Source organism: Ralstonia sp. RRA (assembly GCF_037023145.1).
GTDB lineage: Bacteria > Pseudomonadota > Gammaproteobacteria > Burkholderiales > Burkholderiaceae > Ralstonia.
In genome coordinates this window covers 2,113,500-2,126,569 of sequence record NZ_CP146091.1, presented here as the reverse complement: position 1 = coordinate 2,126,569, position 13,070 = coordinate 2,113,500, and the positions used below count along the sequence as shown (strand labels likewise).

At 63.9% G+C, this 13,070-nt stretch carries 15 protein-coding genes; 8 read left to right on the top strand and 7 right to left on the bottom strand.

The window, feature by feature from the left end:
• Positions 1-135 precede the first annotated feature (135 nt).
• Entirely contained in the window at positions 136-1,977 is a 1,842-nt protein-coding gene (locus V6657_RS10395; protein WP_048934234.1) for a methyl-accepting chemotaxis protein, read from the top strand.
• Here the strand turns inward: V6657_RS10395 and V6657_RS10390 are convergent, their stop codons facing one another.
• Complete coding sequence (locus V6657_RS10390; RefSeq protein WP_048934235.1) at positions 1,978-2,697, bottom strand: MOSC domain-containing protein; 720 nt, start codon at positions 2,695-2,697, stop codon at positions 1,978-1,980.
• Positions 2,694-3,398, bottom strand: a complete 705-nt coding sequence (locus tag V6657_RS10385; RefSeq protein ID WP_048934236.1) for a glutamine amidotransferase — start codon at positions 3,396-3,398, stop codon at positions 2,694-2,696. Before V6657_RS10385 ends, V6657_RS10390 begins: the two co-directional genes overlap by 4 nt.
• A gap of 91 nt (positions 3,399-3,489) precedes the next feature.
• On the opposite strand from V6657_RS10385, the gene V6657_RS10380 reads away from it, so the two are divergent.
• From V6657_RS10380 to V6657_RS10370, 3 genes are all read left to right on the top strand, one after another.
• Positions 3,490-4,035: an XRE family transcriptional regulator gene (locus V6657_RS10380; protein WP_048934324.1), complete on the top strand. Its 546-nt coding sequence runs from the start codon at positions 3,490-3,492 to the stop codon at positions 4,033-4,035.
• Positions 4,036-4,191: 156 nt separating this feature from the next.
• The gene (locus tag V6657_RS10375) at positions 4,192-4,587 is read left to right on the top strand and encodes a hypothetical protein (RefSeq protein WP_048934237.1); all 396 of its coding nucleotides are present in this window, start codon (positions 4,192-4,194) and stop codon (positions 4,585-4,587) included.
• Positions 4,584-5,042: a DUF2846 domain-containing protein gene (locus V6657_RS10370; RefSeq protein ID WP_021194111.1), complete on the top strand. Its 459-nt coding sequence runs from the start codon at positions 4,584-4,586 to the stop codon at positions 5,040-5,042. Before V6657_RS10375 ends, V6657_RS10370 begins: the two co-directional genes overlap by 4 nt.
• A gap of 65 nt (positions 5,043-5,107) precedes the next feature.
• On the opposite strand, the gene V6657_RS10365 is transcribed toward V6657_RS10370, so the two are convergent.
• Positions 5,108-5,920, bottom strand: a complete 813-nt coding sequence (locus V6657_RS10365; RefSeq protein ID WP_021194112.1) for an inositol monophosphatase family protein — start codon at positions 5,918-5,920, stop codon at positions 5,108-5,110.
• A gap of 121 nt (positions 5,921-6,041) precedes the next feature.
• Between V6657_RS10365 and V6657_RS10360 the strand changes: the two genes are divergently transcribed.
• Both V6657_RS10360 and cysE read left to right on the top strand, forming a co-directional pair.
• A complete protein-coding gene (locus tag V6657_RS10360) occupies positions 6,042-6,923 on the top strand; it encodes an RNA methyltransferase (protein ID WP_048934238.1) in 882 nt (293 codons plus the stop codon).
• Positions 6,924-7,035: 112 nt separating this feature from the next.
• The gene (cysE, locus tag V6657_RS10355; RefSeq protein ID WP_248694706.1) at positions 7,036-7,821 is read left to right on the top strand and encodes a serine O-acetyltransferase; all 786 of its coding nucleotides are present in this window, start codon (positions 7,036-7,038) and stop codon (positions 7,819-7,821) included.
• Positions 7,822-7,852: 31 nt separating this feature from the next.
• Here the strand turns inward: cysE and V6657_RS10350 are convergent, their stop codons facing one another.
• The 4 genes from V6657_RS10350 to V6657_RS10335 are packed head-to-tail and all read right to left on the bottom strand — an operon-like array spanning position 7,853 to position 10,527.
• Positions 7,853-8,668 (bottom strand): UDP-2,3-diacylglucosamine diphosphatase, encoded by an 816-nt coding sequence (locus tag V6657_RS10350; RefSeq protein ID WP_048934240.1) that lies wholly within the window; start codon positions 8,666-8,668, stop codon positions 7,853-7,855.
• Positions 8,665-9,171: a peptidylprolyl isomerase gene (locus V6657_RS10345; protein WP_048934241.1), complete on the bottom strand. Its 507-nt coding sequence runs from the start codon at positions 9,169-9,171 to the stop codon at positions 8,665-8,667. Before V6657_RS10345 ends, V6657_RS10350 begins: the two co-directional genes overlap by 4 nt.
• 39 nt (positions 9,172-9,210) lie before the next feature.
• Positions 9,211-9,783 (bottom strand): peptidylprolyl isomerase, encoded by a 573-nt coding sequence (locus V6657_RS10340; protein ID WP_048934242.1) that lies wholly within the window; start codon positions 9,781-9,783, stop codon positions 9,211-9,213.
• 54 nt (positions 9,784-9,837) lie between these two features.
• Positions 9,838-10,527 (bottom strand): tetratricopeptide repeat protein, encoded by a 690-nt coding sequence (locus tag V6657_RS10335; protein ID WP_048934243.1) that lies wholly within the window; start codon positions 10,525-10,527, stop codon positions 9,838-9,840.
• 259 nt (positions 10,528-10,786) lie between these two features.
• Here V6657_RS10335 and cysS point away from each other — a divergent pair, with 259 nt between their 5' ends.
• Together cysS and V6657_RS10325 are read left to right on the top strand one after the other, a co-directional pair.
• Positions 10,787-12,178 (top strand): cysteine--tRNA ligase, encoded by a 1,392-nt coding sequence (cysS, locus tag V6657_RS10330; protein WP_048934244.1) that lies wholly within the window; start codon positions 10,787-10,789, stop codon positions 12,176-12,178.
• The gene (locus V6657_RS10325; protein ID WP_048934245.1) at positions 12,175-13,059 is read left to right on the top strand and encodes a DNA-3-methyladenine glycosylase; all 885 of its coding nucleotides are present in this window, start codon (positions 12,175-12,177) and stop codon (positions 13,057-13,059) included. Before cysS ends, V6657_RS10325 begins: the two co-directional genes overlap by 4 nt.
• The last annotated feature ends 11 nt before the right edge of the window (positions 13,060-13,070 follow it).

The window sequence follows — 13,070 nt, the reverse complement described above, 5'->3', positions numbered from 1 at the left end:
GCGTGCTGAGTATTTGCCTGCGCGTGCCACTCAAGATTGGTGAACACGTTGCCGATAGACCTTCCGGAACTCTAAAACCATAGGGAGACGTATTGCGCACTTTGCGCAATCGATTCCCACTCCGGAGACTCTGCAATGAGCAAGCTCAGCTTCCGCCAAAAGCTTTGGCTGCCGCTGGTCATCAGCCTGATCGCGTTGACCCTGATCTCGGTGTTCAACGCCTACCAGGCGCGCGAGATCCGCATCGAGGAACGCAAGAACAACCTCGTCAGCGTGACCACCATGGCCATGAACCTAGTCAAGCAGTACGACGACCTGGCCAAGAGCGGCGCGCTGACCAAGGACGAGGCGCAGAAGCAGGCGCTGGACCGCTTCAAGGCGCTGCGCTACGACAAGGATGGCTACTTCACCATCACCAACTCGAACAACTGGGTGGTGCAGCATCCAATCAAGGCAGAGTTCAACGGCAAGGACCAATCCGGTTTCAAGGATGCACAAGGCAACGCCGTCTACGTGGGTTTGAGCAACGCCGCCAAAGATCCGAAAGGTGGCTTCACCAGCTACGTGTGGCCGAAGGTGGGCGGTACGGAGCCGGTACCCAAGACCGCCTTCGCCATGCGCTACGAGCCGTGGGACTGGGTGTTCTCGACCGGCGTCTACATGGACGACATCAACGCCGCGTTCATGACCTCGCTGTACCAGACCGGTGGCCTGCTGGCGCTGGTCGCGGCATTGCTGGTCTTGCTGGGCAGCGTGGCCAACCGCAGCCTGCAGCGCACGCTGGGTGGCGATCCGACCTACGCGGCTGACGTGGCCAACCGTATTGCCGGCGGTGACCTGACCGTGGAGATCAACACCCGCGCCGACGACCAACACAGCCTGCTCTACGCCATGGGCCGCATGCGCGGTGCGCTGGTGCAGACCATCGGCCGCATCAAGGGCGCGTCGGACACCATCGGCACGGCCACGCGCGAAATCGCCAGCGGCAACCTGGATCTGTCTTCCCGCACCGAGCAGCAGGCCAGCTCGTTGGAAGAGACAGCCTCGGCCATGGAAGAGCTGATGTCGACCGTGCAGCAGAACGCCGACAACGCGCAGCAGGCCAATCAGCTTGCCGTGTCCGCCTCTGACGTTGCAGTGCGCGGCGGCGAGGTGGTGACGCGCGTGGTGGAAACGATGGGCTCGATCAACGCCTCGTCGCGCAAGATCGTCGACATCATCGGCGTGATTGATGGCATTGCCTTCCAGACCAACATCCTCGCGCTCAATGCCGCTGTGGAAGCTGCGCGCGCAGGTGAGCAGGGTCGCGGGTTTGCGGTCGTGGCAGGTGAGGTGCGTAGCCTTGCACAACGCAGCGCGGCTGCGGCCAAGGAGATCAAGGCGTTGATCGACGATTCCGTCAACAACGTGGATGCAGGCAGCGCGCTGGTGGAAGAGGCCGGCACGACCATGCGCGAGATCGTTGCCAGCGTGAAGCGCGTGACGGACATCGTGGGCGAGATTTCCTCCGCGAGCCAGGAGCAGCGCTCGGGCATCGAAGAAGTGAGTCATGCCGTCACGCAGCTTGACGACGCTACGCAGCAGAACGCTGCGCTGGTGGAAGAGGCGGCCGCTGCCGCGCAATCGTTGGAAGAGCAGGCGGCGAGCCTGACGCAGGTAGTGGCGCAGTTCCGCCTCGATGCCCATGCACTGCGTGCGCCTGCGATGGTTGCCAAGGTTGAGCCGACCATTACGCCCGTTTCACCGACAGCCTCGGCAGCACCCAAGGCCGAAGCCCCGCGCCGCGAACCTGCCAAGCCGAGTATCGAAGCCGCCAAACCAAAGCTGACGCCACGCAAGGCACCGCTGCTGCGCAAATCGGCTGAGAAGCCGGTCGACAAACCGGTGGTTGCCGCGCCGATTGCCGTGCCGGCCAGCCTGACGAAACCCAAGCCTCTGGTGGCCGCCGGCGACGACTCCGACTGGGAAACCTTCTGATCAGGCCGTTGTGCTTGCTGGGCCATCGATGCGCTTGGCCCAGCTTTCCACTTCACCGCGCGTGAGGCGGCCCTCCACGAGCTTGCGCCACGACGGCGTGAGCGGCAGCGCCAGCATGTCTTCCAGCGCGGCGCGATCCAGCATGTTGCGATAGAGCACGTCCAGCACGCGCGCCAGCGGCCATTGCGGCCACGGGCGTTCGAGCCATGCCAGCGTGTCGCCCACGCGCAGCGTGCCACCTTCCAGTACCCGGTAGTACCAGCCGGTGCGCCCTGTGTGTTGCACGCGGCGTGCCATGTCGCGCGTGTCAAAGCGGTCGTTGAGCTTCCAGCACGGCTGGCGTAGTAGCGACACCTCCAGCACTACGTTGCCCACGCACAGGCGATCCCCCACGCAGATGTCCGCTTCGGTCACGCCGGTGGTGCTCAGGTTCTCGCCAAACGCGCCCGGTTGCGCGAGCACCGCTCGCGTGCCGATTTTTGCACCGATATCTGCCCGCCACGCGTCGTAGTGGTCGAACGGGTAATGGTGGATCGCCTTGTCGGGACCACCGTGTACGCGCAGGTCACCTTGCTCGTCGCCGACGATGCCGTTGATGTCGACCTGCACTGCATCGGCCACAGGGCGCTTATCGATGGCGCTGCGTGAGCCGGGTCGGGAGTAGTCGACGGCGCGGCCAGTGAGGAGGGTGTCGATGCGGATGGAGGCGGGCAACGTCATGCGGCCTCCGCGCGCTCCAGCCAGGCAGTGAACACATCGCGAGCACGCTGTGCCAGGCGATCCGCGATTGCCGGCGTTTGCTCACGCAACGCACGCGGATCGATGCCCGCCGCGCCAAGTTCCGCCGCATGCCCGATCAACCACGCCTCCAGCTCATCCAGATTCGCTTCCAGGTGGAATTGCAGGCCGAGTGCGTGATCGCCGATATCGAAGGCCTGTTCCGCGCAGGTTGCCGTTGAGGCGAGCCGGCGCGCGTCGGGCGGCAGGTCGTAACGGTCTCCATGCCAGTGCAGTACCGGCGTGCCGTCGGCCAGCGGCGCGAGCGGCGAATTGAGGCCATCGACGGTGAGCGTGACGGGCGCAAAGCCGATTTCCTTCACCCCCATCGGCTGGACTGCCGCACCCAGCGCCCGCGCCATCAACTGCGCGCCGAGGCAGATGCCGAGCAGCGGCCGGCGTGCCGCCAGTCGTTGCGCAATGGCCTCGGCCTCGTCGCGCACGAATGGATACATTGCGTCGTCATACGCGCCGATCGGACCGCCCAGCACGATCAGCAAATCGGCCGTGGCCATGTCGTCGGCCGGCACGGATTGCACCCCTACGTCCACGTAGCGCACCGCATAGCCGCGTGTTTCCAGCAGCGGTTGCAGGATGCCGAGATGTTCGAACGGAACGTGGCGCAGGGCGAGGGCGGTTTTCATGGTCAGGCGTGAGGTATCGGCAGGCTGGTATTGTATGACACAAGGTGGCCTATGTGACAATCACGGCGATATCAATGACACGATCGTCCCCATGACCGTACGTCTGAAACCGCTGCGCAAGAACCACGGCTGGACACTCGAGACCCTGGCCGAACGCACCGGCCTGACCAAGAGCTACTTGTCCAAGGTCGAGCGCGGCGTCTCGGTGCCGTCGATTGCCGTGGCGATGAAGTTGGCGCAGGCACTCGGCGTGCCTACTGAAGATCTGTTCGGCGAGACGGCCTCGGCCGCTGCCATCACCATCGTGCGGGCGGGGGAGCGCACGCGCGTCGGCGACATCGGCACGCAGCCCCGATACGAAGGGATCGCCACGCAACGCAGCGGCAAGACGTTGCTGCCGTTCGTGATCTTTCCGCCGGCCGATTTCAGCACGTCGCCGTTCAAGGAGCACGACGGCGAGGAGTTGCTGTTCGTCCATCGCGGCGAGGTGGAAGTCGCCTTTGCTGGCCAGACCGTGCAGTTGGCAGCCGGGGATTCGGTGATGTTTGATGCGCGCATTCCGCATCGGACGCGCTCCGTGGGGGCAGAGCAGGCTGAGGTGTTGGTCGTTGTCAGTGCCCCGGATGCCGCAAGCTAAACGTCACTTAAATCAGGCTTTAGAAATTTGCATCGCCATCCCCACGAAAAATCACGCCCGAGGGGATGCCACTTCTGCAGCACTTCACTAAGATCGCTCCCCACAAACGCCGCTTCAGCGTCATGCGGCACCCATAACAAAATCAGGGAGCGAGTTGTGCGAAAGCCAATGATGCATTTGGCTGCGGCATGCATTGCCGTAGCTGCCCTTGGTGCGTGCGCGCCGATGGTATCCACCGCACCGGCCACGCTGGCCACCGATAGCGCGACAAGCTCGTCGCGCCTTCAGTTGAAAACGCCAACCGAGATTCGCCTGGAGACAGGCTACACGCGCACGCTAGCGGCGGGCTCGAACTGGCAGCGTGTGGGCACGGTGCCGCAAGGTGTGGTTTATCGCCCGGTTGGCACGATCTTCACGATCGAAGGCCGCCAGGTTCACGAGGCCTATCTCGTCATCGCTGATCAACGCCTGGTGGGATTCTATCTGCCGGGTGAGCAAGCGTATTCCCCGCTTTCCACAGCTGTTCCAATCACAACAGGAGAACCACAATGAAGGGAGTTTTGCGCGCACTGGCTTCGGCCATTGGTATTACCGTCCTCATGGCAGGATGTGCCTCGGGCGTGAAGTATTCCGAGATGGCCTCGACCATCCCGACGATCAAGCAGGATCAGGGCCGCGTGTACTTCTTCCGTTCGTCGTCGCTGATCGGCGCCGCACTGCAACCGGACATCAAGCTCAACAGCGAAGTGGTGGGCCAATCCAAGCCGGGTGGCTTCTTCTTCGTGGATCGCCCTGCGGGCAAGTACGTTGTGTCGACCGCAACCGAGACCGAGAAGACGCTGAGCTTCGCGCTGGACGCGGGTGAGACCAAGTACGTGCGCACCTCGCCGTCGCTGGGTCTGATCGTGGGTCGCGTGGTGCCGGAATTGGAAACGCCGGAGAAGGCGCAGTCCGAACTGCCGTCGCTCAGCTTCGCACCGAACGAGCCGCCGGCCGCCAAGAAGTAACGAGAGCGCAGCAAGTAAAAAAGCCCGCTTTTCGGCGGGCTTTTTCTCGTTCAGTCTGGGCAGACTTATTCCGATGCCTTCGACCGCGAGAACGGCGACGTGATCTTGAGCATCTGCACGAAGGCCTTCGGGTTGCCGGCCAGGATTTCGCCCTGGTCCAGGTAGCCGGCTTCGCCGCAGTAGTTGCCGACCAGGCCGCCCGATTCCGTAATCAGCAGCGAACCGGCGGCCATGTCCCACGCATTGATGCCTTGTTCGAAGAAGCCGTCGAGACGGCCGCAGGCCACGTAAGCGAGGTCCAGTGCGGCAGCACCCGGGCGGCGCAGACCGGCGCAGTTCTCGGTCATCGTGGCAAACAGGCGGGTGTAGTCGTACAGACCTTCCATGTCGCGGTACGGGAAGCCGGTGCCGATCAGGCAATCGGCCAGCTTGTCGCGGCGCGTGACGCGGATGCGGCGGTTGTTCAGGAAGGCGCCCGCGCCTTTGGAGGCGGTGAAGAGCTCGTCGCGCGTCGGGTCGTACACCACGGCCTGCGTGACCACGCCACGCTGCATCAGTGCGATCGACACGCAGTACTGCGGGAAGCCGTGGATGAAGTTGGTGGTGCCGTCCAGCGGGTCGATCACCCACACGTTTTCGCTGACGGTTTCGCCGTCGGCCCAGGATTGGCCGGACTCTTCCGCTAGAATCGCGTGATCGGGGTAAGCCGTCTTGATGACTTCGATGATCGCGGCTTCGGCTGCGCGATCGACTTCGGTGACGAAATCGTTGTGTTGTTTGCGCTCGGTGCGCAGGCTATCGACGTCGAAGGACGCGCGGTTGATGATGGTGCCGGCCTTGCGAGCAGCCCGGACGGCGATATTGAGCATCGGATGCATGACGGATCTCCGCGTCAGTGCGCTTTTGGCGACTGACGAACAACACAGCGAATTGTAGAAGAACGAGCGGCGGGCCAATCACACGATCCTGCCCGCCGTCAAAAGAGTGGCCGTATTGTATATGAACCCCGCCTCCAGCGCCCTGGAAAACACGCCGAACACTGCCCCCGCTGACCCGGAAACGTTGCGCCAGCGCGCTGCGCGCTGCCGCTTCGTGCTGGTCGAGACCAGCCATCCTGGCAATGTCGGCTCTACGGCGCGCGCGCTCAAGACCATGGGGTTTGGTGAGCCGGGCGGCTTCGTGCTCGTGCGCCCGCGCGAGGCCGATGCCCAATCCCACGCCGATGCCGTTGCCATGGCAAGCGGCGCTGACGACGTGCTGGCCGGCGCCCGCGTGGTCGATGACATTGGCGAAGCGCTGGCCGGTGCTTCGCTCACGATCGCACTGACGGCCCGCCCGCGCGAATTTGGCCCGCGCCGCATTGGCCCGCGCGCCGCAGCGGAGGAGGTCGCCGCCTTGTTGGCTGCGCCGGATACCACCGTCGCCTTCGTCTTCGGCAACGAGCGTTTCGGTCTGCCGAACGAAGTGGTGGAGCGCTGCCACGTCGTCACGCACATTCCCGCCAACCCCGCGTATGCGTCGCTGAACCTGTCGCAGGCGGTGCAGTTGATTGCGTACGAGGTGCGCATGGCATTGCTGGCCGACACCGGCACGGGCGACACCCGTATGGACGGCGTCGGCTTTGTCGGCGAGCCAGCCACTGCGGAGCAGATCGACGGGATGTTCGAACACTTGGAGCAGGGCCTGGTCGAGATCGGTTTTCTCGATCCCGCCCAGCCGAAGAAGCTGATGCCGCGCCTGCGGCGTCTGTTTGCCCGCACGCAGTTGGAGGCCGAGGAGGTCAACATCCTGCGCGGGATCGCCAAGCGCATGCTTGGCCGCCGTGCCGAAGCAGCCGGCGAGACCAAGACGCCCACGGGCGCCGCCGACGACTGTCGCTGATCGCCCCGAAAGCCGCCCGTTGTTGACCAAGCGGGGCGGCATCCCCCCCGCATGTTTGGCCAAAACCCTTGCCGTAGAAGGCCAAGGGAATGCCTTACACTGCCCTCAGCGCATCGCGCATATTGATATAACGATCCACACACGAACCAAGATGTTCACACGCATTCGCGAAGATATTGGCGCCATCATGGAGCGAGACCCGGCCGCACGCAGCCGCTGGGAAGTGCTGACCTGCTATCCGGGTCTGCACGCCGTCATCGTCCATCGGGTCGCGCATGCGTGTTGGCACGGCGGCTTCAAACTGCTGGGGCGGTGGTTCTCACACCTTGGTCGCTTCTTGACCGGCATCGAGATCCATCCGGGCGCGACCGTCGGCCGGCGCGTGTTCATCGACCACGGCATGGGCGTGGTGATTGGCGAGACGGCCGAGATCGGCGATGACTGCACGATCTACCAAGGCGTGACGCTGGGCGGCACCTCGCTGTACAAGGGTGCCAAGCGCCACCCGACGCTTGGCAAGGGCGTGGTGGTGAGTGCAGGCGCCAAGGTGCTCGGCGGCTTTGTCATCGGCGATGGCGCGCGCGTGGGGTCCAACGCGGTGGTGCTCAAGCCGGTGCCGCCGGGCGCAACGGCCGTTGGCATTCCGGCGCGCATCATCGAACGCGATGCGGCCACCGAGGCCAAGTCGGCGCTCAAGCAGGAGTTCTCGGCCTACGGCATCACGCCCGATGCGGATGATCCGGTGTCGCTGGCGCTCAAGCGGTTGATCGACCACAGCGAGCTCCAGCAGGAGCGCATCGAGTCGATTCTTTCCGCGCTGGATCGCTTGGGCGCGCACCTGGAGAACTCGCCGAATGACCCGTTCGACGCGAGCGAGCTGAAGCGGATGCTGAAGTAGGGACAGGGTGGCGGTGACGAGGCGATGTGACCTATGCCGCCACTTGCTCGACCGTCAGCGCGCCACTTTCCAGCTTGAGGAAACTACCGCGCGGTTGCGGCGTATCGAAATCCCAGTCGGAGAGCACCCAGCGTTCACCGCTCGGCTCGTGGTGCAATTGCGGGCGGTGCGTGTGGCCGTGGATCAGCGTGGGTGTGCTTGCGGCCTTGAATAACGCATCGACAGCTTCGGGTGCCACGTCGCCCATCATCGCAGCGGCGCGCGGTTCGCCCGCCACATTGGCGGACATGGCGCGGCCGGCTTCGCTTTCCGCGCGCATCTTCTGCGCGATCTTCATGCGCCAGCGCAGCGGCATCGTCAGGAAAATCCGCTGTACCCAGCGCTTGCGCGTCCAGTGGCGAAAGCGCATGTAGGCCGAGTCGCGCGTGCAGAGGGCATCGCCGTGCGCAAGCACGATGCGTTGTCCATCGACTTCCACGATGCTGGGGTCGGGCAGCAGCGTCGCATGTGCGGCAGCCAGAAAGCGTTTGCCGAGCAGGAAATCACGGTTGCCGTGCATGAACAGCACGCGCGTGCCGGCGTTCGCCAGTTCAGCGAGCAGGTTGGCGACGTGCTGGTGGAACGGATCGGCGAGCTCTTCATCGCCGACCCAGTATTCGAAGAAATCACCCAGGATGACGAGCGTGCGGGCCTCGCGTGCGCGCGTGCGCATGAAGCGCTCGAACGCGGCCGCCGTGGCCGGCATGCTGGCCGTCAGGTGCAGATCCGAAATAAAAAACACCGGCCCGGAAACCCGGACCGGTGTCTTCAGCGCGGAAGCCTGTGAGGCGTGCGCTGCGTCACTCATTCGATCACTTCAGCGCTTTCGATGATCACGTCTTCCATCGGCACGTCCTGATGGAAGCCGCGGTTGCCGGTGCGCACAGCGCGGATCTTGTCGACCACGTCCATGCCTTCGGTCACCTTGCCGAACACGGCGTAGCCCCAGCCTTGCGGCGTCGGCGAGGTGTGGTTCAGGAAGTCGTTGTCGACCGTGTTGATGAAGAATTGCGCCGTGGCCGAGTGCGGATCGTTGGTGCGTGCCATGGCAATGGCGCCGCGCTCGTTCTTCAGGCCGTTGTTCGCTTCGTTGTCGATCGGGGCCTTGGTGGGCTTTTGCTTCATGTCGTTGCCCGGCTCAAAACCGCCACCCTGGATCATGAAGCCCTTGATGACGCGGTGGAACACGGTGCCGTTGTAGTGGCCGTCCTTTACATAGGCGACGAAGTTGGCAACCGACTTGGGTGCCTTCTCAGCGTCCAGGGCCAGGGTGATGTCGCCGTGGTTGGTGTGCAGCTTGACTTGGGTCATGGTGAATTCCTCGAATTCCTTGGGGTGAAGCAGAAAGGGTTACTTGGAGACGACGGTGGCCGATTCAATCAGGATCGGCTTCACGGGCACATTCTGGTGCGGGAACTTGGTGGTGGTTTCCACCGCCTTGATCTTGTCGATGGTGTCGGTGCCGTCGACCACCTTGCCGAAGACGGTATAGCCGTAACCGTCCTGACCAGGGTAGTTCAGCATGTTGTTGTCGACCACGTTCACATAGAACTGCGCGGTGGCGGAGTTCGGGTCCATGGTGCGTGCCATGGCGACCGTGTACTTGTCGTTCTTCAGGCCGTTCTTCGATTCGATCTCGACCGGCGCTCGGGTGTCCTTCTGCTTCATGTCGGGCGTGAAGCCGCCGCCCTGGATCATGAAGCCGTCCATCACGCGGTGGAAGATCGTGCCCTTGTAGAAGCCGTCCTTCACGTATTGGAGGAAGTTGGCGACCGTTTTGGGGGCCTTATCCGGATAGACCTCGACGGTGAAGTTGCCCATCGACGTCTTGAACTGCACGCGCGGTGCCGGTGCGGCGGCCGCAGCAGCGGACACGGCCAGTGCGCACACGAGCCCGGCAAAGAGAGAGCGGATACGGAGCATGATCAGGGGGAGGGAGCTTGGGGGTGGAAAAATGGGATCGGCCGCTTCTTGTGGTTACTTGGCCGGTTTGTCGCTCACGCCGCTGGCGGCGGGCACCACAACAGCGGGCGCGGCGGGTTTTGCGGGCGCGGCCGCCGGACGTACGCCAGGCACATTGGGCAGGGCGTCGAGGCGGGCACGCGCAGTGGCGTTCTTGGGGTTGAGCTTGAGCGCACCCTGATAGGACTGCGCGGCCAGGCGGACGTAGACGTCGCCGAGGTTGGCTTGCGCCTGGGCATTCTCCGGCGCCACGCGGCTCGCCATGATGAGGCTTTCGCGGGCGCGCTGCAGTTCACCGCGTTCCGCATAGAGCGCGGCCAGATTGATGTACGGCTCGGGCAGTTCGGGGAAATCCTGCGTCATCTGGCTGAACGCAACGATGGCGTCGTCACCACGACCCAGGCCGGCAAGCGCCACGCCGCGCTGGAAGCGGGCCTGAGCATTGCGGGGTTGCTCGGTGATCTCCTTGTCCAGTTCCGTCAGCGCCTGGGTGTATTGCTTCTTGGCCAGCCAGTCGTCGATGCGCTTCTGGCGTGCGACCTGCGGCTGCTTCTGGATGCTGGGCGTCAGATCGGCCGGCAGGGCAATGCCGGCGGTCTGGGCAAGGGCGGGCGCGGCTGACGTGACAAGCAGGGCGCTCACGATGGCAGCGCACAGGGTAGCGGCGTGCGGGGCTACAGCGCGATCTCGCAGCGGTCTGTTCATGAGAATCGGTTCCGTTATACTCCGCCGCATTCTAACAAACCGTCTTTGTGCGCAGCAGCGGCAATGCGCACCGGAAAAGGTTCTTGACGGAGAGCATGCCGGGCGCATTGACAGCCCGCACCGCCGCCCCCGTTGATGCAGTTCCGGTAAGATATGCCGCTAGCTTTACAGTGCGTCGCCAGCCGACGCTCTGCGCCCGCCGGCATCCAGCCCAGTACCTCAGTACGTGGCGGCGCACCGAATCTCCCGACACCGCTTCATGGAATCACTCAAGATCTACAACACGCTCGCGCGTGAGAAACAGACGTTCGTCCCCATCGAGCCCGGCCGCGTGCGCATGTACGTGTGTGGGATGACGGTGTACGACTACTGTCACGTCGGGCATGCGCGGGTGGTAGTGGTGTTCGACATGGTGCAGCGCTGGCTGCGCGCGTCGGGCTACGACGTCACGTACGTCCGCAACATCACCGACATCGACGACAAGATCATCAGGCGTGCAGTCGAGAACGGCGAAACCATGCGTTCGCTCACTACCCGCTTCATCGATGCGATGCACGAAGACTTCGCCGCGCTCGGTACGCAGCGCCCCGACCACGAGCCGCGCGCCACCGAGTACGTGCCGCAGATGCTGAGCATGATCGGCAGGCTGCAGACCAACGGTCTGGCCTATCAGGCGACCGACGGTGACGTGAACTACGCGGTGCGCAAGTTCCCCAGCTACGGCAGGCTCTCGGGCAAGTCGCTCGAAGACCTGCGCGCCGGCGAGCGTGTCGATACCAACGACGCCAAGCGCGACCCACTGGACTTCGTGCTGTGGAAATCCGCCAAGGTTGACGAGCCTGCCGAGAGCCGCTGGGCTTCGCCGTGGGGCGAGGGCCGTCCGGGCTGGCATATCGAGTGCTCGGCCATGAGCTGCGAGCTGCTTGGCGAGCATTTCGACCTGCACGGCGGCGGCGCCGATCTGCAGTTCCCGCACCACGAAAACGAGATCGCCCAGTCCGAAGGTGCGACTGGAAAGACCTTCGTCAACACGTGGATGCACAACGGCTTCGTGCGCGTGAATGACGAAAAGATGTCGAAATCGCTCGGCAACTTCTTCACCATCCGCGACGTGCTCAAGGTGTACGACGCTGAAGTCGTGCGCTTCTTCATCCTGCGCTCGCACTACCGCAGCGACCTGAACTACAGCGACGCCCACCTGGACGACGCCCGCCATGCGCTCACGCGCCTGTACACGGCGCTCAAGGACGTGCCTGCCGCTGCTGATGCCCGGCCTGATTGGAATGAGTCGCACGGCAAGCGCTTCCGTGACGCGATGAACGACGACTTCAACACGCCGGTAGCGGTATCGGTGCTATTCGAGCTGGCCAGCGAAGTGAACAAGACGCGCTCGCCGGAGTTGGCCAATCAACTGGCCGCGCTGGCTGGGGTGATGGGTCTGCTGGGGCGTGATCCGCATGTGTTCCTGCAGGGCGGCGTGACGGCTGATGGCCTGGATGCTGCCGCCGTGGAAGCGCGCATTGAAGAGCGCCGTGCCGCCAAGGCGGCGCGTGATTTTGCGCGCGCGGACGCCATTCGCGCTGATCTGCTGGCTGCCGGCGTCGTGCTGGAAGACAAACCGGGTGGCGTGACCGAGTGGAGACGCGCATGAACGCGGTGGCCAAGAAAGCCAGCGCAACGAGCAGCACGGTCGCCAAGAAAACGCCGGTTGTGAAGGCGCCGGCTGCCAAGAAGGCAGTCGCCAAGAAGGTCGACGGCGTGGCAAGCAAGACGGTCGTTACCAAGAGCACGACCATCAAGGCCGGCAAGGTTGCTGTCAAGGCGCCGGCCAAGCGCGTGCCCGTAACCAAGGTGCCGCTGCCTGAAACGCTTGCCACCAATGAGCCTCTGCCGGTACCGGCGGAAGTGGTGCTCTCGGGCCCGCCGGAGTATTGGCAGGAGGCCTGCGCAGACTTGATGAAACGCGACCGCATCCTGCGCAAGATCATTCCCGCCTATGGTCCGGCGCACCTGGCTTCGCGCGGCGACCCGTTCGTCACACTGGCGCGGTCGATTGTTGGCCAGCAGATTTCGGTCAAGGCGGCGCAGTCCGTGTGGGAACGAGTGGTGGCCACATGCCCCAAGCTGGTGCCCGCACAGTTCCTGCGAGCCGGCCAAGAGAAGCTGGCGGGCTGCGGCTTGTCCAAGCGCAAAGCCGAGTACATCCTTGACCTTGCCGACCACTTCCGCAACGGCACTTTGCACGTCGCCAAGTGGGCCGAGATGGACGATGAGGATGTCATCGCCGAGCTGACGCAGATTCGTGGCATCGGCCGCTGGACGGCGGAGATGTTCCTGATGTTCAACCTGATGCGCCCAAACGTGCTCCCGCTGGACGACATCGGGCTCATCAACGCAATCTCACAGAATTATTTCAGTGGCGAACCCGTCACTCGCAGCGAGGCGCGCGAAGTGGCTGCTAACTGGGAACCGTGGCGCACAGTGGCCACTTGGTATATGTGGCGCAGCCTTGATACGGCGACCACCTATTGATCTGTTAATTT

Coding starts and splice junctions, on each gene's coding strand:
- V6657_RS10335 (WP_048934243.1), bottom strand. CDS start 10,527: ATGAACAGACCGCTGCGAGATCGCGCTGTAGCCCCGCACGCCGCTACC.
- V6657_RS10325 (WP_048934245.1), top strand. CDS start 12,175: ATGAACGCGGTGGCCAAGAAAGCCAGCGCAACGAGCAGCACGGTCGCC.
- V6657_RS10390 (WP_048934235.1), bottom strand. CDS start 2,697: ATGACGTTGCCCGCCTCCATCCGCATCGACACCCTCCTCACTGGCCGC.
- V6657_RS10340 (WP_048934242.1), bottom strand. CDS start 9,783: ATGCTCCGTATCCGCTCTCTCTTTGCCGGGCTCGTGTGCGCACTGGCC.
- V6657_RS10380 (WP_048934324.1), top strand. CDS start 3,490: ATGACCGTACGTCTGAAACCGCTGCGCAAGAACCACGGCTGGACACTC.
- V6657_RS10345 (WP_048934241.1), bottom strand. CDS start 9,171: ATGACCCAAGTCAAGCTGCACACCAACCACGGCGACATCACCCTGGCC.
- cysS (WP_048934244.1), top strand. CDS start 10,787: ATGGAATCACTCAAGATCTACAACACGCTCGCGCGTGAGAAACAGACG.
- V6657_RS10365 (WP_021194112.1), bottom strand. CDS start 5,920: ATGCATCCGATGCTCAATATCGCCGTCCGGGCTGCTCGCAAGGCCGGC.
- V6657_RS10395 (WP_048934234.1), top strand. CDS start 136: ATGAGCAAGCTCAGCTTCCGCCAAAAGCTTTGGCTGCCGCTGGTCATC.
- V6657_RS10350 (WP_048934240.1), bottom strand. CDS start 8,668: ATGAGTGACGCAGCGCACGCCTCACAGGCTTCCGCGCTGAAGACACCG.
- V6657_RS10385 (WP_048934236.1), bottom strand. CDS start 3,398: ATGAAAACCGCCCTCGCCCTGCGCCACGTTCCGTTCGAACATCTCGGC.
- V6657_RS10360 (WP_048934238.1), top strand. CDS start 6,042: ATGAACCCCGCCTCCAGCGCCCTGGAAAACACGCCGAACACTGCCCCC.
- V6657_RS10370 (WP_021194111.1), top strand. CDS start 4,584: ATGAAGGGAGTTTTGCGCGCACTGGCTTCGGCCATTGGTATTACCGTC.